Raw genomic sequence first — 22,134 nt, forward strand, 5'->3', positions numbered from 1 at the left:
ACAGCAAAGAAGGAGTGGTTGAAAATGAAACAAATTTACGACTACCACGCTACAAAGAAGTATTTAGAAGAAAAGAAACAACAACTATGCAATAAACTTAGTAGTATGCACCTTTCTAAAAAAGAGCTTGAACAACTAAAACTTGAAATTGATAACTACGATTATATTTTAAATTTAGTGGAAATGAATCATTATGAACGAGGCTTTTCTCGTTAAATATAGATAGGTGGTTTATCCGTTTTTAATTTTGAGCATTTTATTACGCATTTTTCGTAAGTAAATATATAATAGGATGTACATTAAGATTGAGAGGTATATTCTATGATCAAATTAAGTGTGTTAGACCAATCCCCTATTTCAGACGGTAGTACAGCAGCACAAGCTTTTGCACATACAGTTACACTTGCACAAGAGGTTGAAAAACTCGGATATACACGCTTTTGGGTATCAGAGCATCACAATTCTGTCAGCCTTGCTGGTTCAAGTCCAGAAATACTTATTTCTCATATTGCAGCGAAAACTGAGCGTATGAGAATTGGTTCAGGTGGTGTTATGTTGCCACACTATAGTCCATATAAAGTTGCTGAGAATTTCCGCGTTTTAGAAGCGCTTTATCCAAATCGTATTGACCTTGGTGTCGGCAGAGCACCTGGTGGTATGCCCATTGCAACTCGCGCACTACAAGAAGGAAAAATGGTCTCACTTGATCAATACCCAGAGCAAATTGCAGATGTTGCAATGTACTTACATGATCAAGTACCAGAAAACCATCATTACGTAAATTTAAAGGCTACCCCTGTCATTCCAACATCTCCTGAGATGTGGATGCTCGGTTCTAGCGGAGAGAGTGCAATGATTGCCGCAAAACAAGGTGCTTCTTTTGCATTCGCACAGTTCATTAACGGATACGGTGGCCCTGAAGTAATGAAAGCTTATCAGAAACAATTCCAACCTTCCTATTTAGGAGATAAACCAAAATCAATCGTCTCTATTTTTGTTATTTGCGGGGAAACGAATGAAGAGGCGGAAAAAATTGCTTCTAGTTTAGATTTATCAATTTTATTACTAGAACAAGGAAAGAGTACAACTGGTACTCCCTCTATCGAAACTGCACAAAATTATTCATACAGCGCTTATGATTTATTCCGTATAAAAGAAAATCGTCAACGTATGATTGTCGGTGATCCATCTTCTGTGAAAGAACAAATTGTAAACTTAAGCAAAGCGTACAATACTGATGAATTTATGATTGTCACAATTACTCATCGATTTGAAGATAAATTAAGGTCTTATCGCTTACTAGCAAATGTTTTTCATTTATAATGAAAAAAGGGAGATACATCCATTACGATGCATCTCCCTTTCTTACTACTTATTACTTTTGGCTTCTATATAATCAATAGCTTCTTTTAATAGCTCTTCAAATCCCTCAGGATAATCATGATTTAAATTAGGCACAACTTTATACTCATGTTCTATATTTTTGTCTCTTAATAATTGTACAAATTGCTGCGTACATTCAAAACAATCTTCATCTTGATCCCCGCACACTATATATCCCTTTATATGTTTATCTTGTAACACTTCCAATAACTCATTCCATTCTTCAACCTCTGGAAGCCACGGCGCCATAAAAATAAAACCATCTACATCTATATCTTTTTGTAAAATCGTATACAAAGCTACTCTTGCGCCAGCAGAAAAACCACCAATTATTACTCTTTCTACCGTATGATTTTCTTTAAAATTAACGTAATGCTCTTTTAATTCTTCTTTCCCTCTATGTATATCATCCCAAACAAACCCATCTGAAAACTGAATTTGCGAAGACTGTGGTATAGCTAACGTATAATCTTGATCCAAAACAGATTTCCAATATGGTTCTACTATTCCTATATTTTCTTGATCTCCGTGCATTGCAATCAATAGTTTTTCTTTTTTCTTGCCTCCTATATATTTCACGTCTGCTCGTTCTGTTTTCTTTGCTAATTCTTCCCTCTCTTTACATAATTGAACCATTTTATGAAACACTTCAAATTTATGTAGTGGTTTTAAATCGTCGTCGGAAATCAAATACTCATTTCCATACCAAAAACCCTTTTCTATAATGGCTTCCTTCATTAATTGCAACGCTTCTTCTTCAAGTCCTGCTGCACCCGCTAGTGCATATTTGAAATTATATATTTGCGCCTCATTTCCCACTATGCCTTTCGCATGTTCCATTATATAGGTGTACGCTTCCAAACTTCCTTCATTTGCGTAACAATGTAATCTTTCATTTAATAATTGAATGTAAGTTATACTATTTTTCATACACCCATTCCCCCGTAATCTTTTATAATATTTATTTCTCAAACCTTTATACCATTCTGTAATCACTGTATATAACTTACGCTAACAATACTTAATCATTACTCCTCTTCTTCCAATAAGTTTAGTATAAAGTTTAATAGACTGAAAAATCAATTTTTATAAACAAAAAAAGACAACAATATATTTATTGTTGTTTTCCATACATCTATCCACTCTTTTGTTTTTTTCTGTCTGGTTTACTTGAAACTAAATAATGTTTTTCTGAAATATATAAGTTTCTTTTTAATATACGATTTAAATACGGCCCTAATTTCATCCCGCATATAAGACGCTCTTCACTACCTTCAACAATTGGAAACATTTCTTTTTCTGTTACGTACAGATCTACTGCTTTTTGTACGATATCAATTTCTTTAACTAGGTTTAGATTTTCTTCTGTATGTTCAAATACCTCAAGCGTTTCCTTCGTAATAAGGAAACTATTTGTTGGAAATACAGATAAATACGGCTTTAACAAATCATAATTTACTGTATAATCATCATTTACTAATACTGTATAAACGATATTAGCATTCGTTTCTAGAAACTTAGCCATCGCTTGTTCTAATTCATCTTTCGTAATTTCACGCTCTTCTTTTCCGGTTCTGAAAAAGCGAAACATCGCATCGCCTCCTTTTTACTATATTATAGCATAAAAGAAAACTGAAAAATTACAAAAAAAGCCATTGAAAGAATTTTTCAATGACTTTTTTCTTTATATACTTATATTTATTTTAAGAAAGCACTTAGCATCCATACATGTTGTTCTAATGTTGTATGAATCGCTAATAACATGTCCGCTGATGTTTCATCGCCAGCTTCACCAGCAACTTCCATGCCTTCTTTTAATTCTTGAATAAGCGCAGAGTAATCATTCACTAATGTTTGTACCATTTCTTCTGCTGATTCCTTGCTTGTCCCTTCACTCACACTAGATGTTGCAAGATATTCTTTCATTGTCGCTAATGGCTTACCTTCCAACGCTAAAATACGTTCTGCTAATTCATCGATATACGTTCCAGCTTCATTGTAAAACTCTTCAAATTTCTCATGTAATGTAAAGAAGTGTGGTCCTGTCACATACCAATGATAATTATGTAGTTTCACATATAACACATTCCAGTTTGCTACCTGCTTGTTTAATACTTCAACAACATTTGTTTTCGTACTCATACAATCCACTCCTCTTATCATTTCATAATGTTTATCTTTTAATAACCTAGTTACATGTTACCATACATTTCCTATCCTTTGGAACGATCGGCTCATATGTAACAAAGTTTTAACACCTTTAATACTTCCCTAATATCTTTTCATTCATGTATGTTTTCAAACACTTCATACGTCTAATTGTCCAAGCTCATACATATGCATAATAGTAAATCAAGCTCATCGTAGTAGAAAGAGGGATAACATGGACAATCAACAATGGCAAGTAGCAAAGAAAGTCGCTGCTACTTATATTGGAACAGTCGTTGGAGCTGGATTTGCTACTGGACGAGAAATTGTTGAATTTTTTACAGTGAACGGAATATATGGAACGATTGGCATATGTGTAAGCGGATTTTTTTTTATTTGGCTTGGCACAAAGATGATGTTACTTTCATCACAAATCGGTGCATTTTCAGCGCAAGAATTTAACAAATATTTATTTGGGGATGTATTTGGAAATGTTGTAAATACACTATTATTACTCGTATTATTTGGTGTAACGAGCGTTATGTTATCAGGAGCTGGGGCGGTATTCGAAGAGCAACTTCGTTTACCAAGACAACTTGGTATTTTCATTACAGTGATCGCCTGTCTCATTATAGGTAGTCGCGGATTACAAGGTGTTTTTGAAGTAAATACACTTGTCGTACCTATTATGATGATTTTTATTATCGGACTTGCTATTACAACTTTTTTTCACGGTACAACTCCTATTAGTAACACTATTCCTGCAGAAAGATGGAATATGAAGTGGATTACTAGTCCAATTACATATGTCGCCTTAAATCTTTCTCTCGCCCAAAGCGTTCTCGTTCCGTTAGCCAGTGAAGTAAAAGATCGAAAGGCCATTTTATGGGGCGGTATTTTAGGTGGTGCAGGACTTTCTTTAATTTTATTGTGTAGCCATTTAGCTATCTTATCAGTCGATCAATTTTATCAATATAATATCCCAATGGCTGAAGTCATAAGAAAATTCAATGCAACTTTTCACTTTTTCTTTGTTCTTATCATTTTCGGTGAAGTGTTCACAACTTTAGTTGGCAATGTGTTCGGAATGACGAAACAAATGCAATCCATCACCGGATGGAAAAATAACAATATTATTTTCTTTATTTTACTAATAAGTTATTGCTTTAGTTACGTTGGCTACAGTGAATTACTCCACATTCTATATCCTATAATCGGGTGGGTCAGCATCATTTTACTTCCGATTATTGCTTTTAAACAACTTCAAAAAACATAAAAGAAGCATCCATGTTTATTGGATGCTTCTTTTATGTTTATTCACAATCATTACATACTTCCCAGTACGGCCCCATTTCGAGTGCTAAATATGGCTTTAGTTGCAAGCGAATCATCCGACTAGGCATACGTTCTAAAACGAATTGAATTCCTTCTTCCTCTTCATCTAATTCAACCTTTGAAATCGTAATTCTTTGCATAGTAGAAATAGGCATTCCATCTTTATATAAAGTGATTTTCACCTCATCATATTCATTAAAATACAATTCAACACTCATTTGATTTTTTAACAGTTCATCAACAATTTCATATTTATCATTTCGTTTCTGGATTATATATTTCCAGCCACCTCTATCTTCTTCTTTCGGAGCTGTTTGAAATATTGTCATCAAATCCTCGTATAGCATAAGATAACCCCTCTCTTACTAAAAAACGATGGGTATTTTATATACCCTTTATCTCTATCACTATCCATATGTATTGTACCATATATCACCGTTCTTACCGTATTCATTTGCTTCATAACTGCATATATAACACCTGATTCTCTCCATTACTATATGAATTGTCTCTTATTTCATTTTTTAATACTCTTCTAAAGTTTTGAAATCATATCTAACTTAATGAAATGCACTCTTTGTCCATCTTTCACTTAGTATTTCCTTACAACAACAAAAAAGAAGAGTGACTTATATCACTCTCCTTAAAAGAATTTCCCAGTAGCTGCTAACGCTAATACTAGTATTAAAATTGTAAATAATAATGATACAATGAAACTAAAAATAGGTAATGCTTTCTTTTCATCCTTCTTAAAGAGTAACTTTAAACTAAGAAAGATGTTTACTGGTACAAGTATAAAATAAAAATATTTAATAATTTGCACCGAACTATTCGAAAGTGTTTTTAAAATAAACACTTCAATTAGAAAAACAATAAAAAATGAAATACTTAACCAAAATGAGACATAACTAAGCCAAGAATGTCTTTTGGTCCCCCAATAAACTCCCATAGTAATCTCCTTTATTTGTGTTCTATATGATTCTAATTATACACAAAGTTAACAAATACCTCTATTTTTCGACAAATATTATACAAAATATACCTTTAATATCATAAAGATACTCTCTATCCCATTTCATTTTACATAATAAAAACAGACTACTCCAATAGCTTACTGCTGTTTTAGAGATAGTCTGTCCTATGTTAAACTTTAAATCTTTCAATTAACCCTTGTAACTCTTCAGCCATTTGAGATAATGTACCAGCCGCAGAACTAATTTCTTCAATGGACGCTAGTTGTTCTTCTGCTGATGCTGCAACGTTTTGAGTACTCGTCGCATTATTCTGTGCTGTCATTGCAATTTGACCTACTGAAATAGATACTTCATTTGCACCTTTTGACATCCCATTAGCCGTTTCAACCATCGTTTTAATTTGATCTGCAATTTCATTTGTAGATTGTAAAATCTCAGTAAAGTTTTGCTTCGTGTCATTCGCAATAACAAGTCCAGATTGAACTTCTTCATTTACATGACCCATAGATTTTACCGTCTTACTCATGTCATCTTGTATTTCACATATTAATTTACTAATTTCATTAGAAGAAACGCTAGACTTCTCCGCCAATTTACGTACTTCATCTGCAACGATTGCAAACCCTCTTCCGTGCTCTCCCGCTCTGGCAGCTTCAATTGCTGCATTCAATGCTAAAAGATTTGTTTGATCTGCAATGTTTTGAATCACTTCTAGTATGTCACCAATTTGTTTTGATTTATTATTTAATAATTGTATAACTTCATCTGATTGTGAAACAGATTCTGCAATAGACTGCATTTGATTTACTGTTTTTCCTACCAGTTTCCCGCCATCTTCTGCTTTTTCACGAGTATGAGCAGAGGCGGTACTAATTGATGATGAACTATTTGCTACATGCTGAATTCCTTCTGTTACATCAAATAGTAACATTGCACCATTTTCTACACTTGTCGTTTGCGTTGTTGCCCCGCTCGATATTTCATCCATTGCCATTGTAATTTGCTCAGTCGCTTCACTCGCTTGTCTTACACTTGCCGTTAGCTCTTCTGATGCTGCTGCAACATGTCCAGCCGAAGTATTAATTCTTCCTATTAACGTTCGCAATGCATCTGTCATCTCATTAAACCCTTTTGCAAGTTGGCCAATTTCATCATTAGAATGAATATCGATTGTTTGCGTTAAATCTCCCTCACTTATTTCTTTAGAAGTGGCAACTAATCTTTTTAATGGCTTCGTTATAGAAAGTGTCACAAAATAAATAAGTGCCCCACCTATAACTAATGAAATAAACATAACAATTAACATATTATAAAATACAGGTTGAGCAGCTTCAATTACTTCATTTGAGTACATCGTCCCACCGATTTTCCAACCTGTTTTTACATTTGTAGAAAATACCATTTGCTTTTCGCTACCATCATACGTATATGAAAAAGCGCCATGATTATCTTCATAAATTTTCTTCGCCCAAGAATCAGCTGCTTTTTCTCCTGATTTTTCTTGAGGATGTGCAATTATTTTTTGTTTCCCATCTAAAATGAAAGCATATCCTTTTTTACCAATATTGATTAACTTTGTTGTTTTTAATAAATTATCTAAACTTAAATCTACCGCTACAACACCGTTTTTATCTTCTGCCTGTTTTGCAATCGTTACGACAATATGTCCATTTCCTTGCGCCTTATACGGCTCAGTAATGACAATACCACCTTGTTTTGCCACTGCATCTTTATACCAAGAACGTTCTGTTGGATCGTAGTCTGCTGCCATTTGGATATTTGGTTCTTGTACAAATTTCTTATCATTCCCAGCAACGTATACTTGTTCAACATCTTTATTCAAATTGATATATTGAGATAACATTTTTCTTAATTCATCTTGATTATCCCCTTGATACATATTACCTTGAATCACACGTGCAAAATTATTTACATCATTAAATTTCGCCTCAATCATTTGATTAATTAAATTATCTAATATTTTTATATTGTCGTGAGCACTACTCGTAATTTGTGATTCAAAATTCTTTTTAGCTGTTTGATAAGACATGCCTCCTATAATAGAGACAGCCGCAATTAAAATGACAAAAAATGAAATTAGTAGTTTTTTCGCTACTTTCATATCACGAAACCAATTTAATAGTCTACCCATTACAAACCTCCTGCTTTTCAATTTCAAAAATTAAATCTTGTGAATTATAAATATTTCCCATTCCCTAATTATTATTTTCATAACCTATTATGATGAATACTTTGTAAAGTTTAAACAATTAAATTCTCTTTGTCCATATATATGAATAATATTATTATAAAATTTACAAATGCAAAAAACCAAAGGGAACCACCCTTTGGTTTTTCACATTTTTTTATGCTGTTTAGAAATCTTTTTCCACTTATCACGCTCTGTCCTTGCAAGAATAGCATCTTGTTTTCTCATAAAATATGCCAGTTCTCTTTGTAATTTTTTATAGCTTTGCAAACGATTTATCGTAATAAGTCCGTTATCAATTGCATGATGCACTGCACACCCTGGCTCATTTTCATGCTTACAGTCCCTAAAACGGCACGTTTTTGCTAATTCTTCAATATCAGAAAATGTTGTTTGAATTGCATCGATTCCTTCCCAAAGCTGCAGTTCCCTCATACCCGGAGTATCAATAACTAAACTACCATTCGGTAATCGGAACAATTCACGATGAGTTGTCGTATGCCTTCCTTTACTATCTTCCTCACGAATATCTCCCGTTTTTGCTACTTCAATTCCTATAAGTGCATTTAGCAAAGTTGATTTTCCAACCCCGGATGATCCGACTAGAGCAATTGTTTTTCCTGAAGAAACAAATTGCTGCAACGATTCAATACCAGTATGTTCTAAACTATCAACGACGAAGATCGGAACACCAATTGCCACAGCTTCCGTTTCAACAATTTTCTGTTCCACGTCTTCACATAAGCTACTCTTTGTTAAAACAATAACAGGCATTGCACCGCTTTCATACGCTAATAGTAAATAACGTTCCATTCTTCTTACGTTAAAATCATGGTTAAGTGCATTCACTAAAAATAGATAATCTACATTTGCTGCTATTACTTGTTCTTCCGTTCGAGTACCAGCCTCTTGTCTAGAAAAAGAGCTTCTTCTCGGAAAAATACGATGAATGATAGCTTTCTTTTCATTCTCTATTTTCTTTATATGCACCCAATCACCAACAGCTGGATAATCTCCCTTCGTTACTGCTTCATGCCGAAACTTTCCAGACAGCTCTGCCATATATTCACCATCATTACAAACAATCCGATATATATGCTTATGCTCAAGTAAAATACGTCCTACTTCAAAGTTCTCTACAGCTTGTTCTTCAAAAAAAGAATCCCAGCCGAATGATTTTAAAATATTTTGATTCAAATTGATATCCTCCCTAGTTTGAGCTAAGCGGAAGGATCGTGCGCTCACTTATACAGTCTCGCCCTTTCCATCCACCTTTGTATTTGGTTTATTATTCATATACGTTATCTTCGCCATAATACATCACCCCGTTCTCATTTTAATTACTCTCATTATATGGAATATTCATTTAAAAAGCTACCTTATTTAACGTAATTTTCAAATAATTTATTTTTCATCATTCTAATTTGTCCACGGTGACTAATCTCATCTTCTAGCACATGAAACCATAGATAGTGCTGGTTATACGCTACACCGTTAGGCCACTTTCTTTCTGACATAAGCCATTCATCATTTTGTTCACTCAAATACTTCAGAGATTCTTCTCGAACACTTTGTAGAAGTTGTACATAATACTGTATTTCATGCCCACGGATTGTTCTCCCCGCTTCCCCTAAATACAGTGCGTCTTCCCATATTTCTAATTCTTCTTTTGTAAAGTCGCGCTCTTGAAATGAAATAAGTTGATGGGCTTTTTCTATAGCTGCTATATGCTTTAGTAACGCTCCGATAGAATTCCCTCCACTCGGCATAATTAAATCTAATTGCTCAACTGATAAATCTTTTATTTCCTGTAATGTTACAGCCCTCGTATGCTCTAGCATGCTTACTAATTCCCCTATATTTTTTGTATAACCATCTACACTTCTTATTCGATAATCTATATTCATATCACGCACCCCTTTCTACATTCATATTAAGGAATAGCCGCTTCATATAATAGACTCAAATATATCAGATTTTTCTGTTATAATTAAATTGAATACGTAATAAACCCAAACAAACTTTCTCAATATGCTTCTATGAAATATTAAAAGGAATCAATATAAAATAATCGAATCTTATTCACTAAAAGGAGTGGATTCGATGGAAATGTATCAATGGCTAACTGCTGTTCTCGTTGGTGGCATTACTGGTTTCGTTTCCCATCTAATCAATAACCAAGGCAAGTTATTGCTTCCACGCCGTTTGAAAACTTTTTTTCACTTGGGGTTTTTGACTGATATTTTCACTGGTAGTCTAGCTGCACTTCTTGGACTCGTTTTATTCGATGTCACCTTAATAAAAGAAATTATTAAAGTATCCATTGTGACTGCTATTTCCGGTCAGACTTTCTTACTCCACCAAGCGCTTGGTGGTGAGCAGGCTAAAAATACACAAATTGGGAAAGCTGATGAGAAGATTCAAGAAATTGACAAATTATTACGACGTTAGTCTATACTTTCTTTAAAAATTATTGCTATAATAAACAATAAATATTTTCTATTGCGTCGTTTGTCAGAAGAAAGGGTGTTTCGTATGACAAAAAAGAAAATAGAAGATTTCTTAACAAACACTGAAAAAGAGGAACTGCTAGAAAACTATAAATGTTTACGAGAAGCCCGCACAAAAAGCGAAGCTAACTATTTTGGTGAAGCAGTAAACCATCTATTAAATAAGGCAAAACAACGAATTATTAAAGATGCAGGCATACATGATGAAAATGCAGCAACTGTTCAATCAAAGAAAAAAGCACTGTTTTAGTTCAATTAGCTAAAACAGTGCTTTTTATTACGGTATTTTTTCACATCTATTTCACATCTATTTCACAAATATAAGTACTCCAATATGTTAAACTAAGTATATCCTTTTCCAAGGAACTATATGCCGATATATAAATCCCTATCTATGTAGGGATTTTTTATTTTTGGATTCCTCATAACTTTGTTACAATACATTTCTTCTACTATTTCTATACTTTTAGTAACCACTGTAATTAAAAACACATTCATATATTCACACTCTTATTAATTCTGCTTTGCGAAATATTTATATAGGCTTTATGATGCAATTCCTGTTTCACTATTTTCAGTAAGTTTTTCACTTTTTCTAAACAAATATAAAGCTCCTATATATAGTAACGCAGTAAAACTACCTATAAGTATAAAATTGTGAGATGCTGCAAATAACATTCCTGCTATTGCCGCTCCAATCATTTGACCAATATACATAGAAGCATTTGCAAGCGCAGCTCCTGTTCCCCTTGCTACACTAGACATGTTTTGTAAGTGCCTCATCATTAATACAAACAAAATTCCTGTTACAAAAAATAAAACAAAGAACAATAATTCCACCAATACAATGTTCTTTACATGAGGAAGTAATACATATAGCACTGCTGTAAATATAATTCCACCATAGAAAGAAAGGTTATAACCAATTTTATTTACGATTCTAGGGCCAAAAATATTACCAGTTAAATTTCCTAATCCTAATACGAGCATAGCTGTACCTACTTCATGAACTTGTAAGCCAAATTGACTGGAAAGCCATACGCCAAAGAATGAAAATGCAGCAAAATTACCAGTTTGAAAAATAAAATATGCAAAATAAGAAAGTGAAACCTTTGAATCTGTAAGTAATTGTTTATAGCGCTTTAAGATGTTTGTTTTACTTCCACCTATATGAACCGGTTGTATTTCTGGTAATAATACATAGATAAAAATGACAAGTAGTGCTGATAATATACCAATGACGAAGAATGGTGTTGTATAGTGTATCATTGCCAAATACGATCCAACTGGCAACCCTAAAATTTGAGAGATTGCTAACCCTGCGTTTGCAATTCCAAACGCCTTTACAATTTGCTCCTTCTCTATAAGGAGCGGAATAGACGCCCACACTTGTGGAGATACAAAGGCTGCACTTACACCTGCTAAAAATCTAAATGCTAGCATCCATAGAAAACTCGGTGCCATTCCACATAAAAACGTACTTAACGCAAAAAAGCTCATTCCTATTACCATCACTTTTTTTCTATTTAAGCCATCTGATATAGGACCAGCAATAAGTGCAAATCCAGCGTATCCTAAAGCATATGAGCTCACCATCCACCCTGACAGCTCAGTTGAAACATGATACACCTGTTGTAATGTCGGTAAAAGCGGTGAAATTAAGAAAGTATCTGTACCTATCATAAACATGATCGTAAAGAATACAGCCAGTACTCTTTTCATTTAAACCTTCTCCTTTTATATAAAGTGAAACTTTAATCAGTGGGGGATGAAGAAAACCCCCACTGATTAAAGTTTCACTTTATACACATCATTGATATAGGGCCGCCTATCTGTTTCAATTCCTGTAGTTGCTTATGCTCACACTTCCCCATCTTATTACCCCCTTATCAAATAATTAGGTCATTTTGTAATCATTAAAACTACTAAATCCATTCCTAATGTAAGGTCTGAATAAAACGTTTAAACGCCGATATCCCTTCGTCATCTCGCTTAAAAACACCAGCATCTTCAAGCGCCTGTATAAATTTCTGTCCTAATTCTGCTTTTACTATCTCCTGTACATTTTGTTCATGTATCCGATTGTCATATTTGATTTTTAATTGTTCTGCCCATCGTATATGAGGCGTTGGAATATCACTTGGATTGTTAAGTAAGAATTTTTCTACTTCCTGAAGTTCTGTTTTTAAACGCGCCGGAAGTACAGCTAACCCCATTACTTCAATCAGACCGATATTTTCTTTTTTAATATGCTGTATTTCCGCATGAGGGTGGAAAATACCTAGCGAATGTTCATCACTTGTACGATTGTTCCGCAAAACAAGATCCAATTCGTACATACTATTCCGGTAGCGAGCAATCGGAGTTATCGTATTATGCGGAACATCATTCGTAAATGCAAATATATTAACAGATGAATCACTATATCCCTTCCACCTCTCTAATATGTACTCCCCTGCATTTACTATTTGTTCTATGTCTTTACTTCTTAAGCGAATAACTGACATAGGCCATTTAATAATAGAACATTGCATTTCTGGAAAATTAGTTAGTTCAAAAATTAGGTCGTTTGATGCATTTGCCATAGCAAATTCATAGTTTCCACCTTGATAGTGGTCATGTGTTAGAATGGATCCTCCTACAATTGGCAAATCTGCATTGGACCCAAGGAAATAATGCGGGAATTTCTCTACAAATTTTAACAAACGTAAAAATGTTTGACGGTCAATTTTCATATTTCGGTGTTCTGAGGACAATACAATACAGTGTTCATTGAAGTATATATACGGAGAATATTGTAGAAACCAGCTTTCATCTGTAAGATTCATCCGGATCATACGATGATTCGAGCGTGCTGGATGTCCAGTTCTGCCTCTATATCCTTCATTCTCAATACAAAGTAAACATTTTGGATAATTTGTACTTTCCAATACTCTCTCTCTAGCAATTTGTTTCGGGTCTTTTTCCGGTTTTGATAAGTTAATCGTTATATCAATGGCACCATATTCCGTATTTACTTTATAATTTATATTTTTGGCAATTTGCTTCATTTGTATATAGTTGCTGTTTTTACTTAATTCATAGAAGTAATTTGTCGCATCCCTCGGATTTTGTTCGAATTTCTCATAAAATAGAGTATTGATAACGGACGGTTTGGACATAAAAACATCCATAATTGAACTTGCCAAAATCTCCCTCTCGTCCATTACTGACTCAATGACTTTATGCATACAAGCATATTCAATTAACTCTTCCAATAACTCCGAAATTGCTTTCTTTGCAGGTGCAGGCGCTGACGCTTTCACTACAAAGCCTTCTAAACGAAGTAAAGAAAGAATTTTATTCCTTGTATATATTTCATCTTCTTGTTCAATTAATTGAATTTCAATAGCTCGATCAATTAACTGCTGGATAGCTTGATATATCATCAGTATATACCTCCTCTAACCTTATAGCTGTTTATGTTGTTGCGATGCTAGTTCTATGTGCCTTTTATCATTTTATGAACAGACGTATGGGATAACCACCATACTAATATACGTTGCATGAAAAAGAATTAAATACTAGATTCCATGGTATATGCGACAGAACCATACTAAAAAACATCTCATAATAATATGAGATGTTTTTAGTATTTTCTATTCTTTTAATAAATCTAGTAATCCATTCCCTTCAGATGTACGTTCATATCCTAAAGGTACAGTTCTTTTAATAAGTTGTGCATATATTTCTGGCTCTGATAATTTTCTACCATATTCTCTCTCACACTGCTTAATAAGCAATGCGAGTGCTCCAGCGATATGCGGTGTCGCCATAGAAGTTCCACTTAATACCGCATATTTTCCCTCGGGATACGTAGATAGTATTTCATCACCTGGCGCCACTAAATCAATTTCTTGATTTGAATTACTAAAACATGCGATTTTCCGTTCTAAATTGACAGCGCCGACTTCAATTACTTCGGAGTAAGCACCTGGGAAATCTAGTTCCTCCGTGTTATCATCACAATCTCCATTATTCCCAGCAGCACATACGACGAGAACATCTTGCTTTACCGCATTTTGAATCGCTTCATGTAATTCTGGAACGTCCTGCGGGCCACCAAGTGACATTGATATAACTCTAACTCTTTCTTTATTAGGCCCTCTCCAATTTACAGCATAATGAATTGCCTCAATAATTTGCTCATAACTTCCAGAACCATCTCCCGCTAAAACCTTTAATACTAACATTTTAGCAAGTGGTGCGACTCCTAAAACACCGACACCATTTTCAGTCGCTGCAATTGTCCCGGCTACATGAGTACCGTGTCCGTTATTATCAAAATAATTATTTGGATCCCCTTCGTAATCTTTCGTGAAATTTTTCCCACCGATAATACGATCCTTTAAATCTATATGATTCACATCACACCCTGTATCTAATACGGCAACGACAATATCTTTTCCTTTTGCACTCTTCTCCCATACTTGCGGAGCATGAATGAGTTGTACACCTGGTGGAATTTCATTTACTTGTTCAACCACCTTATCTACTGTAAAAGGAATCAATTGTATACCTTTTTGTTTATTCGCTGTACTACTATTCATCGTAATCCCTCCTGAAAATATATTATTTTCATTTCAGACCACTTTTAAAAACGTTTAAATGTAACATTCGTTTTATTCGTTTTGTATTCCTTCCTTAAAAATATTTCTCAATATAGATTACTAATTTTATGCTACTCTTTTATTTATCTCGTAATTTTTATAAACCAAAAATCTGATTGGTATAACCAATAACCAAAATAAAAGGACCAATTTAATGGTCCTTTTATAGTTTTTATAGAATGATATAAAATTTTAAAATAAATTAAATTAAGACTAAGCCTCACTCTTATTTAAAAACTTCTCTATTTCTTTTATTAAATGTTTCGCTCCATCTATACTAACAGTAATGTTTCCATTTGCTAATGATATGTTTTGATTTGAAACATCGCCTGTTATTTGACAAGCATTGTAAGGTTGATATTTTTGTAAAATGACTTTGTCTTCTTCTACGAAAATTTCAAGTGGTGATTTGATTTGTATTCCCAATACATCACGTAATTCTTTAGGAATAACAATTCGTCCTAATTCGTCTACTTTTCGAATAACTCCTGTTGCTTTCATATTACTCCCCCCTTACTTTCTATTATTTTTTCCACCTCGCTCTTTCCATTTTATCACCTTTTGGTAATACTTGTCTCTTTTTAGAAAATTTTGTACTCAAGTTAAAAAAACACAGTTAACGAATGCGTAATCTCTCTTTCAATTGTTTTAAATAACGGGACCGTATCAATAAAAAGTAGCCAACTTGAATTCCTACGAAAATACTTAATACAATCGCATTTTCTTTAAATAGTGAGTACTCAAACATCTGTCCCAGTGCAGTTAACGCTACTGCTCCATGTAATGTTGCAACACCTATTGGAACGAAGAATAGAAGTGCCAACCTGATTGTAACTACTTTCGATAATTCCCCGCTCGTTAAACCTACTTTTCGAATCATTTCAAACAAACGAGTATCATCCTCCAAATCAGAAAACAAACGGAAATAAAGGAAGCTTCCTGCACATACGAAAAATACGATACCAATAAAGAAACCTACAAATAGAATGGGTCCTGCCATTTGTAAACTTTGATTTTGTTCGTACTCTTCCGCACTAAACATTGAATATTCTTGATAAAACTTTATCTGATGCGTAAGTTCTTTACCAACCTCAATTTCATCTTTCGTTCCTTCTGTTTTGTACACATAATCTTTTTCTTCTTTAAATCCACCTTGTAATGCATCATATTGATCTTTAGAAATTACATAAACGTTACCTCTTAATATTTTACTTAATGAAGAAGTATTAACTTTTTTCACTTTTAAATGTTCATTCTTATTTGGTAACATAATTTCATTTTTTTCTTTCATTGGTGGTCCTGGTATATCGACTGCTAAAAATAAAGCTTCTTTATTTGCTACAGTTTGAAATGGTTCTCCTGTTAACTTCGCATATTTCTCATAATCTGATTCTTTTATAAAAACGGCATTTCTTAACGATTGCTCCTCCGCCTTTTTCGTTGAAATATTCGTTTTAGAAGCTGCTATACTATGTTTCTTTAATCCTTCGTCAATCATCTTTAAATGCTGTGATTCATTACTATTCCCTTGCTTAGAATGATACTGAAATGCAATTGGTCTCTCCATAATCCCTTTCGTCATTGACGTGAAACCAACTAATGTACCTATTGCTGAAAATGCAACAGTTGAAATAATGGTTACAATAAAGAACATTCTTGCGTTATCTCTCATACGGTAAGCTAAATCTGACAGCGTAATAATATTTGTCTGTGTCCAATAGAAACGTTTACTTTTTTTACATAGTCTAATAATAAAGACACTTAACTGCTTGTACAGCAAATACGTACCAATAATGACTACCGTTGTAACAGGAATCATCATGACAAATACCATTGCGCCATGTGACAGAAGCGCTCCTGCATATCCTGCACTAAGTAATATGACTGCTAATATAGAAGAAATAATAGATGCTTTCGGTTCTGGCTTCGCTTCTGCTGATCCTCTAAACAATTTCATAATTTTATTTTTACGAACCATTCCTGCACTAAATAATGAAATAATCATAAATAATATGAAAAACATAATACTCGTTACAACAATAGCTTTCATTGGTATGTAATAAGCTAAAGTAATATCTAATTTTAATATCATCGGAGCTACAAATAGTAATATTCCGGAAAACAGCATTCCAGCAAGTATTCCAAAAATAATTGCCCCTATCCCAATCATAATATTTTCAAAGAAGATAAGACGCTTTAATTGATATTTCGTCATACCTAACATCATTAAAATTCCTAATTCACGCTTTCTCGTTTTTAAAAACATTCCCATCGAATATAAAATAAAGAAAAACGTAAATAAGTAAATAATGGACTGTGCAAAAGACATACTTACGAATACATACTGTCCCAATTCTCCAGCGCTTAATGCCGGATGAAACGCAAAAAATGAGTACACAAAAAAGGCCATAATTGCAAATGCACTACTTAAAAAATATGCTGAGTATGTTCGTCTATTTCGCGTTACATTCCGGTATGCGAGTTCTCTAATGTTCATATTACTTCTCCGCCCTTCTGCTAACTATGTTCTTATATTAGTAAAATGCGGAAATAGCTTCCATCGATTCAAATGACAAAAACCTTACATTATTGAAAGGTTTCAAAAAAATTGCTTAAACGAAGCAGTTTCATTATAATGACTACATTCATATTCATACACGCATCCTATTGTATATTCGTTAGTTTTGCGAAATAATAAAGGATAGAAGTATGTACCAATATACATATAAACTTAATTACCGCTTTAATATGAATAGGAGGAAACATAATGACATTACAAGAACAGATTATGAAAGCATTACATGTTCAGCCTGTAATTGATCCGAAAGCAGAAATCCGTAAACGTGTAGATTTCTTAAAAGATTATGTAAAAAAAACAGGTGCAAAAGGATTTGTACTTGGCATTAGTGGCGGACAAGACTCTACATTAGCTGGACGTTTAGCTCAGCTTGCAGTGGAGGAAATTCGTAATGAAGGTGGTAACGCAACGTTTATCGCCGTGCGCCTTCCTTATAAAGTGCAAAAGGACGAAGATGATGCACAATTAGCATTACAATTTATTCAATCTGACCAATCTGTTGCATTTGATATAGCGTCAACAGTTGATACTTTCTCAAATCAATACGAAAACGTATTAGGTGAATCATTAACAGATTTCAATAAAGGTAACGTGAAAGCACGTATCCGTATGGTTACGCAGTACGCAATCGGTGGTCAACAAGGGCTACTTGTGATTGGAACTGATCACGCTGCAGAAGCTGTTACAGGATTCTTTACAAAATTCGGAGATGGTGGTGCAGACCTATTACCATTAACAGGATTAACAAAACGCCAAGGACGCGCTCTATTACAAGAATTAGGTGCAGACGAGCGACTATACTTAAAAATGCCAACAGCTGATTTATTAGATGAAAAACCAGGTCAAGCTGATGAAACAGAGTTAGGTATTACGTATGATCAACTTGATGACTATTTAGAAGGTAAGGCTGTTCCAGCTGACGTAGCAGAAAAAATTGAAAAACGTTACACAGTAAGTGAACATAAAAGACAAGTTCCAGCATCAATGTTTGATGATTGGTGGAAATAAAACATAAAAAAAGAAGCTAATCTCATTAGCTTCTTTTTTATGTTAACGATACACCCCTACTCTTTTCTCTAGTAAGTCCTGTAAACAATCCTCATGTTGTTGATTAAACAATGGTGGCATGTTATTTAGCGGGAAAAACTTCAAATCTAACGTTTCATCACCGTCTATTTTTTTCTCTCCTCCGGTAATTGAAAATGAAAAGAATATTAAAATTGACTGAGCTCTGTCTCCATTTGGATACGCTTGAAAATATTTTGTATACACCCCGATAAGCTCATTTATTTCTACATCATAGCCTGTTTCTTCTTTTATTTCTCGAATCGCAGTTTCTGCGGCAGATTCTCCAATTTCCATTGCACCACCAGGAAATCCCCAAGCGTTAAAATCACCTCTTTTTTGCAGCAATACTTCTCCATGTTCATTCAACACACAACCACCCGCAAAGTTTATGAGAACACAGTCGTGACCTATTTTTTCACGTAATTCTTTTATATAATTAGCCATCCTCTTCCCCTTTTCATACGTCTTCTATCATTATTTCTTATCTTTTTCAAGCAATTCAATAATTCGATTTAACTTCTTATTCATATTAATTTCATGTTGTTTTTTGGCAGCGCTATTTTGCAATAATCTTCTAAGGAACAAAGTAAATGATAGGAAAAACAAAACGATAAGTCCGATTACTAAACAAGTATATATCAATGTAAAAATATTACTTTCGAACAAATTCAATCAGATTCCACATCCTTCCTTTTTATATTTTATCACACAATTCTGTTTTTTGAAGTGATACATAATAAAAAGAGCACCTTTTATAGATGCTCTTTTTCATTACTTAATACGTAAATGTAATTGTCGCTAATGAATAATCTGCCATCGCACTATAAGGTGCTACTTCATAAGATACACGCTTTGCACCTTTTGGCCAATTTATTTCATTCAACACTTTCTTTATATCTTGCATTGTTCCATCCATAGATTGCTTATATCGTACTTCTACCTTCTCTGGCTTAGAAGCGAATTGTTGCTGTAATTTTTGCTTAAATTCACTGTAATTGTCTGCCCCGTATTGTGCAGATAAGTATTTTAAGTTTGTTTCTTTTAACATTTGTTCATATGCAGCAGTCTTTGAACTACCCGCTTTTATTTTGTGTGTTAATTCATTAAAGTAACTTGTAGTTGCCGCTGGATATTTACTGCGATCCCAGTCGTGATCTTTACTTAATTGCTCATCAGACATATTAAAATATGAATATGTTACGCGCCCAGCTTTATCCGGTACTGGATCATCGAATGTAGTATCAAGATGATACCATTTGTTTTCAATGTTCACTAAATTCCATGCGTGAGCTTGTCCATTTCCTGTACCTGTTACAATATGGTTTTGGATACTCGCTTCTTTTAGCAATTCATATGTTAATAACGTATATCCTTGGCAAACGGCAGAACGATTTGCTAATGCTTCATATGCTGTATACGCTTTATAAGACGTATCATACGATACATGTTTTACAACGTAATCATGAATAGCTTTTACTTTCTCATGCTCATCCATTCCAGGTTTTACAATTGAACCGATAATTGCTTTTGCCTGAGATTTTACATATTGTGTTTGCTCTTTTGATTCACGGTATTTCACTTGCAGTGTAAACGTATAGTTTCCTGGTAGCCCTTTAATAGAATATTTAGTAGAGGCTACATTATATTTTACATACTCATCTGCATCTACAATTTTATTAAACTCGCCATACAATTGATCCATAACATTTCTAGCATTTCTATCTTTCGTTTTATATGTGATTGTAATATTTTCTTCTCGATTATCAACCTGTTTTTTTAATTCTTTTCTGAAATCATTTAAAAGCTTTGTATCTGATTGTGTTGTCGCTACAGTCGGATTCGTAGCTGCATAAGATACTGATGACGCGTGTAAGCCTCCCATTACTATAGTTGAACAAAGCAGGGTAGCTGTCACATACTTACTTGTCTTTCCCATCTCGTCACTCCTTACATTCTATAACTATACGAAAAAAGTATCGTATAGTTTCAGAGTATACAATACTTTTTCGTATAGGTCATATGAGATTATGCATATTTAACATTGTAAAAAGGTTGCTCTTTTTACAAGAACAACCTTTTTCATTAACAAGTTTGTAATACACAACATGCATTTTCAAAGCGTCGATTTTTCAAGTCTTCATTTCCAATGCAGAAATAAAGCATCCCTAAATCTCCCCACATCATATTACAATTTTTAGTATCTGAATCAATTTGGAATAAAAGCGTCATTTGCTGCGGGTCTATTTCCATATATTGTCCAGTTTCGTACAATACCTCATCTTGTACAGAGAATGGCTCACCAAACATTTGATGGTTATCGTAGTTGTCTGGAATTAACTCTTCAAGCAATTGTAAGAATCGATCTGAATCCGCCTCATCTTCAATGAAAAGCTCTGGCAATTTATATGTCAGTTCAAAAGTAGTGGCACACTGGTTATAATTCGCTTGCAATTCATCTGCTCTTCGTAATTGCTCTACAGGAACATCATAATAAAGTACACGTCCCGCTTTAGTTGGGTTCATATCTTCTTCAAAGTAATTTTCAATGCTGAAAAAATATAACATTCCTGTCTTAGGTAGATTGTGATCCATACCAACATTTTGTAAATCATTTAAATTAAATTGAGCGATAAATTGTAACGGATTTCCTTTGTGCGTTGGGTATTCAAATGCAGCTGGTAAATCAGGAACTCCTCCCATTTTCGAACTACCTATCGCAACTGCTTCCTCCTGCTTTGGCACAACTTTTACACAAGGAAATACTGTATGAATAAGTTCCTCTTTTAAATGTGTCAGCCCATATTTATCAATTAATACTTCAATTTGTTTATTCATAATTTCTCCTTACATTTACATACTTATTTATATCATCGCACAAAAATTATACTCCATTCTTTATAAAAACAACAAGCCTTCAAAAAAACGGGCTCTTCCTCCATACGCGAACAAGTTTAAAAAAGCATAGTATACATTGTTCCTACAAACACGATAGTTCATTATTTCTTCCAGTACATTTTCCCCTCGTTCATTTTTATTTTTAATTTAAGGAGGAATTCCACATGGGTTACGGATATAGTTGCTGTGGTTACGGATACGGTGGCGGTGGCGGCGGTTGTGGTTATGGAGGTTTCGCTTTATTAATCGTTTTATTTATCCTTCTAATCATCATCGGAGCTAGCTGTTGGGGCGGCTTTGTAGGCTGCTAGTAAATTTAAAAACTATTGTAAAAAAGCACGTACAATACGTGCTTTTTTGCCATTTTCAAATCTTTTATGCGAAA

Annotated in this window: 24 protein-coding genes and 2 pseudogenes; 7 read left to right on the forward strand and 19 right to left on the reverse strand. The window is 33.9% G+C overall.

Going from position 1 to position 22,134, the window contains the following annotated elements; all coding sequences use genetic code 11:
- Positions 1-24 precede the first annotated feature (24 nt).
- Positions 25-216 (forward strand): DUF3896 family protein, encoded by a 192-nt coding sequence (locus ACTFOB_RS04145; RefSeq protein ID WP_151630717.1) that lies wholly within the window; start codon positions 25-27, stop codon positions 214-216.
- Between the two features lie 105 nt (positions 217-321).
- Positions 322-1,323, forward strand: a complete 1,002-nt coding sequence (locus ACTFOB_RS04150; protein ID WP_440024656.1) for an LLM class flavin-dependent oxidoreductase — start codon at positions 322-324, stop codon at positions 1,321-1,323.
- Between the two features lie 45 nt (positions 1,324-1,368).
- Here the strand turns inward: ACTFOB_RS04150 and ACTFOB_RS04155 are convergent, their stop codons facing one another.
- The 3 genes from ACTFOB_RS04155 to ACTFOB_RS04165 form a co-directional block, all read right to left on the reverse strand.
- Positions 1,369-2,313: an alpha/beta hydrolase gene (locus tag ACTFOB_RS04155; protein WP_440024657.1), complete on the reverse strand. Its 945-nt coding sequence runs from the start codon at positions 2,311-2,313 to the stop codon at positions 1,369-1,371.
- A gap of 205 nt (positions 2,314-2,518) precedes the next feature.
- Positions 2,519-2,974: a DUF3939 domain-containing protein gene (locus tag ACTFOB_RS04160; RefSeq protein ID WP_440024659.1), complete on the reverse strand. Its 456-nt coding sequence runs from the start codon at positions 2,972-2,974 to the stop codon at positions 2,519-2,521.
- Positions 2,975-3,081: 107 nt separating this feature from the next.
- Complete coding sequence (locus ACTFOB_RS04165; RefSeq protein ID WP_000105199.1) at positions 3,082-3,525, reverse strand: Dps family protein; 444 nt, start codon at positions 3,523-3,525, stop codon at positions 3,082-3,084.
- Between the two features lie 241 nt (positions 3,526-3,766).
- Here ACTFOB_RS04165 and ACTFOB_RS04170 point away from each other — a divergent pair, with 241 nt between their 5' ends.
- A complete protein-coding gene (locus ACTFOB_RS04170) occupies positions 3,767-4,807 on the forward strand; it encodes a YkvI family membrane protein (RefSeq protein WP_440024660.1) in 1,041 nt (346 codons plus the stop codon).
- A gap of 37 nt (positions 4,808-4,844) precedes the next feature.
- Here ACTFOB_RS04170 and ACTFOB_RS04175 read toward each other — a convergent pair whose 3' ends face one another.
- The 6 genes and pseudogenes from ACTFOB_RS04175 to ACTFOB_RS04200 all read right to left on the reverse strand — a co-directional run bounded on the left by ACTFOB_RS04175 (position 4,845) and on the right by ACTFOB_RS04200 (position 9,956).
- Positions 4,845-5,213, reverse strand: a complete 369-nt coding sequence (locus tag ACTFOB_RS04175) for a DUF3979 family protein (protein WP_151630722.1) — start codon at positions 5,211-5,213, stop codon at positions 4,845-4,847.
- 296 nt (positions 5,214-5,509) lie between these two features.
- A complete protein-coding gene (locus ACTFOB_RS04180) occupies positions 5,510-5,815 on the reverse strand; it encodes a hypothetical protein (protein WP_440024661.1) in 306 nt (101 codons plus the stop codon).
- 194 nt (positions 5,816-6,009) lie between these two features.
- A complete protein-coding gene (locus tag ACTFOB_RS04185) occupies positions 6,010-6,957 on the reverse strand; it encodes a methyl-accepting chemotaxis protein (RefSeq protein ID WP_426830858.1) in 948 nt (315 codons plus the stop codon).
- Positions 6,952-7,992 (reverse strand): annotated as a pseudogene (locus ACTFOB_RS04190) (cache domain-containing protein); the annotation flags it as partial. The gene ACTFOB_RS04185 and the pseudogene ACTFOB_RS04190, both read right to left, overlap by 6 nt.
- Positions 7,993-8,196: 204 nt before the next feature.
- Entirely contained in the window at positions 8,197-9,246 is a 1,050-nt protein-coding gene (gene rsgA, locus ACTFOB_RS04195; RefSeq protein WP_440024663.1) for a ribosome small subunit-dependent GTPase A, read from the reverse strand.
- Between the two features lie 182 nt (positions 9,247-9,428).
- The gene (locus tag ACTFOB_RS04200; RefSeq protein WP_440024665.1) at positions 9,429-9,956 is read right to left on the reverse strand and encodes a DinB family protein; all 528 of its coding nucleotides are present in this window, start codon (positions 9,954-9,956) and stop codon (positions 9,429-9,431) included.
- 196 nt (positions 9,957-10,152) lie between these two features.
- Here ACTFOB_RS04200 and ACTFOB_RS04205 point away from each other — a divergent pair, with 196 nt between their 5' ends.
- Positions 10,153-10,500: a DUF4257 domain-containing protein gene (locus tag ACTFOB_RS04205; protein WP_151630727.1), complete on the forward strand. Its 348-nt coding sequence runs from the start codon at positions 10,153-10,155 to the stop codon at positions 10,498-10,500.
- Positions 10,501-10,584: 84 nt separating this feature from the next.
- Positions 10,585-10,809, forward strand: coding sequence for a hypothetical protein (locus ACTFOB_RS04210; protein ID WP_142286529.1), 225 nt, complete (start codon positions 10,585-10,587; stop codon positions 10,807-10,809).
- A 46-nt stretch (positions 10,810-10,855) separates the two neighbouring features.
- On the opposite strand, the pseudogene ACTFOB_RS04215 reads toward ACTFOB_RS04210, so the two are convergent.
- The 6 genes and pseudogenes from ACTFOB_RS04215 to ACTFOB_RS04240 form a co-directional block, all read right to left on the reverse strand.
- A pseudogene (locus ACTFOB_RS04215) lies at positions 10,856-11,057 on the reverse strand (hypothetical protein).
- 48 nt (positions 11,058-11,105) lie between these two features.
- Positions 11,106-12,281, reverse strand: a complete 1,176-nt coding sequence (locus ACTFOB_RS04220) for an MFS transporter (protein ID WP_440024667.1) — start codon at positions 12,279-12,281, stop codon at positions 11,106-11,108.
- 215 nt (positions 12,282-12,496) lie between these two features.
- The gene (gene galT / locus ACTFOB_RS04225) at positions 12,497-13,987 is read right to left on the reverse strand and encodes a UDP-glucose--hexose-1-phosphate uridylyltransferase (protein WP_440024668.1); all 1,491 of its coding nucleotides are present in this window, start codon (positions 13,985-13,987) and stop codon (positions 12,497-12,499) included.
- A 210-nt stretch (positions 13,988-14,197) separates the two neighbouring features.
- Complete coding sequence (locus tag ACTFOB_RS04230; protein ID WP_440024669.1) at positions 14,198-15,148, reverse strand: serine protease; 951 nt, start codon at positions 15,146-15,148, stop codon at positions 14,198-14,200.
- A 273-nt stretch (positions 15,149-15,421) separates the two neighbouring features.
- A complete protein-coding gene (locus tag ACTFOB_RS04235; RefSeq protein ID WP_000648329.1) occupies positions 15,422-15,709 on the reverse strand; it encodes an AbrB/MazE/SpoVT family DNA-binding domain-containing protein in 288 nt (95 codons plus the stop codon).
- Positions 15,710-15,824: 115 nt separating this feature from the next.
- On the reverse strand, positions 15,825-17,705 hold the full coding sequence (locus ACTFOB_RS04240) for an FtsX-like permease family protein (RefSeq protein WP_440024670.1): 1,881 nt from the start codon (positions 17,703-17,705) through the stop codon (positions 15,825-15,827).
- A gap of 270 nt (positions 17,706-17,975) precedes the next feature.
- Here ACTFOB_RS04240 and nadE point away from each other — a divergent pair, with 270 nt between their 5' ends.
- Positions 17,976-18,794, forward strand: a complete 819-nt coding sequence (gene nadE / locus ACTFOB_RS04245) for an ammonia-dependent NAD(+) synthetase (RefSeq protein WP_151630744.1) — start codon at positions 17,976-17,978, stop codon at positions 18,792-18,794.
- Between the two features lie 42 nt (positions 18,795-18,836).
- On the opposite strand, the gene ACTFOB_RS04250 is transcribed toward nadE, so the two are convergent.
- From ACTFOB_RS04250 to ACTFOB_RS04265, 4 genes are all read right to left on the reverse strand, one after another.
- Entirely contained in the window at positions 18,837-19,298 is a 462-nt protein-coding gene (locus tag ACTFOB_RS04250) for an NUDIX hydrolase (protein WP_440024672.1), read from the reverse strand.
- 30 nt (positions 19,299-19,328) lie between these two features.
- Positions 19,329-19,526 carry a DUF4083 domain-containing protein gene (locus ACTFOB_RS04255; protein ID WP_440024673.1) on the reverse strand — a complete coding sequence of 66 codons (198 nt, stop codon included), beginning with the start codon at positions 19,524-19,526 and terminating at the stop codon, positions 19,329-19,331.
- 103 nt (positions 19,527-19,629) lie between these two features.
- Positions 19,630-20,790, reverse strand: a complete 1,161-nt coding sequence (locus ACTFOB_RS04260; RefSeq protein WP_440024674.1) for a transglutaminase domain-containing protein — start codon at positions 20,788-20,790, stop codon at positions 19,630-19,632.
- 146 nt (positions 20,791-20,936) lie between these two features.
- On the reverse strand, positions 20,937-21,689 hold the full coding sequence (locus ACTFOB_RS04265) for a YwqG family protein (RefSeq protein WP_440024675.1): 753 nt from the start codon (positions 21,687-21,689) through the stop codon (positions 20,937-20,939).
- Between the two features lie 224 nt (positions 21,690-21,913).
- Here ACTFOB_RS04265 and ACTFOB_RS04270 point away from each other — a divergent pair, with 224 nt between their 5' ends.
- A complete protein-coding gene (locus ACTFOB_RS04270) occupies positions 21,914-22,060 on the forward strand; it encodes a YjcZ family sporulation protein (RefSeq protein ID WP_076536956.1) in 147 nt (48 codons plus the stop codon).
- Positions 22,061-22,134: the final 74 nt, after the last annotated feature.

This window comes from Bacillus cereus group sp. MYBK79-1 (assembly GCF_051915365.1).
Lineage (GTDB): Bacteria > Bacillota > Bacilli > Bacillales > Bacillaceae_G > Bacillus_A.

Excerpts from the sequence above, each read along its gene's own strand:
- ACTFOB_RS04145 (WP_151630717.1), top strand. The coding sequence starts at position 25 with ATGAAACAAATTTACGACTACCACGCTACAAAGAAGTATTTAGAAGAA.
- ACTFOB_RS04150 (WP_440024656.1), top strand. The coding sequence starts at position 322 with ATGATCAAATTAAGTGTGTTAGACCAATCCCCTATTTCAGACGGTAGT.
- ACTFOB_RS04155 (WP_440024657.1), bottom strand. The coding sequence starts at position 2,313 with ATGAAAAATAGTATAACTTACATTCAATTATTAAATGAAAGATTACAT.
- ACTFOB_RS04160 (WP_440024659.1), bottom strand. The coding sequence starts at position 2,974 with ATGTTTCGCTTTTTCAGAACCGGAAAAGAAGAGCGTGAAATTACGAAA.
- ACTFOB_RS04165 (WP_000105199.1), bottom strand. The coding sequence starts at position 3,525 with ATGAGTACGAAAACAAATGTTGTTGAAGTATTAAACAAGCAGGTAGCA.
- ACTFOB_RS04170 (WP_440024660.1), top strand. The coding sequence starts at position 3,767 with ATGGACAATCAACAATGGCAAGTAGCAAAGAAAGTCGCTGCTACTTAT.
- ACTFOB_RS04175 (WP_151630722.1), bottom strand. The coding sequence starts at position 5,213 with ATGCTATACGAGGATTTGATGACAATATTTCAAACAGCTCCGAAAGAA.
- ACTFOB_RS04180 (WP_440024661.1), bottom strand. The coding sequence starts at position 5,815 with ATGGGAGTTTATTGGGGGACCAAAAGACATTCTTGGCTTAGTTATGTC.
- ACTFOB_RS04185 (WP_426830858.1), bottom strand. The coding sequence starts at position 6,957 with ATGACAGATGCATTGCGAACGTTAATAGGAAGAATTAATACTTCGGCT.
- ACTFOB_RS04200 (WP_440024665.1), bottom strand. The coding sequence starts at position 9,956 with ATGAATATAGATTATCGAATAAGAAGTGTAGATGGTTATACAAAAAAT.
- ACTFOB_RS04205 (WP_151630727.1), top strand. The coding sequence starts at position 10,153 with ATGGAAATGTATCAATGGCTAACTGCTGTTCTCGTTGGTGGCATTACT.
- ACTFOB_RS04210 (WP_142286529.1), top strand. The coding sequence starts at position 10,585 with ATGACAAAAAAGAAAATAGAAGATTTCTTAACAAACACTGAAAAAGAG.
- ACTFOB_RS04220 (WP_440024667.1), bottom strand. The coding sequence starts at position 12,281 with ATGAAAAGAGTACTGGCTGTATTCTTTACGATCATGTTTATGATAGGT.
- galT (WP_440024668.1), bottom strand. The coding sequence starts at position 13,987 with ATGATATATCAAGCTATCCAGCAGTTAATTGATCGAGCTATTGAAATT.
- ACTFOB_RS04230 (WP_440024669.1), bottom strand. The coding sequence starts at position 15,148 with ATGAATAGTAGTACAGCGAATAAACAAAAAGGTATACAATTGATTCCT.
- ACTFOB_RS04235 (WP_000648329.1), bottom strand. The coding sequence starts at position 15,709 with ATGAAAGCAACAGGAGTTATTCGAAAAGTAGACGAATTAGGACGAATT.
- ACTFOB_RS04240 (WP_440024670.1), bottom strand. The coding sequence starts at position 17,705 with ATGAACATTAGAGAACTCGCATACCGGAATGTAACGCGAAATAGACGA.
- nadE (WP_151630744.1), top strand. The coding sequence starts at position 17,976 with ATGACATTACAAGAACAGATTATGAAAGCATTACATGTTCAGCCTGTA.
- ACTFOB_RS04250 (WP_440024672.1), bottom strand. The coding sequence starts at position 19,298 with ATGGCTAATTATATAAAAGAATTACGTGAAAAAATAGGTCACGACTGT.
- ACTFOB_RS04260 (WP_440024674.1), bottom strand. The coding sequence starts at position 20,790 with ATGGGAAAGACAAGTAAGTATGTGACAGCTACCCTGCTTTGTTCAACT.
- ACTFOB_RS04265 (WP_440024675.1), bottom strand. The coding sequence starts at position 21,689 with ATGAATAAACAAATTGAAGTATTAATTGATAAATATGGGCTGACACAT.
- ACTFOB_RS04270 (WP_076536956.1), top strand. The coding sequence starts at position 21,914 with ATGGGTTACGGATATAGTTGCTGTGGTTACGGATACGGTGGCGGTGGC.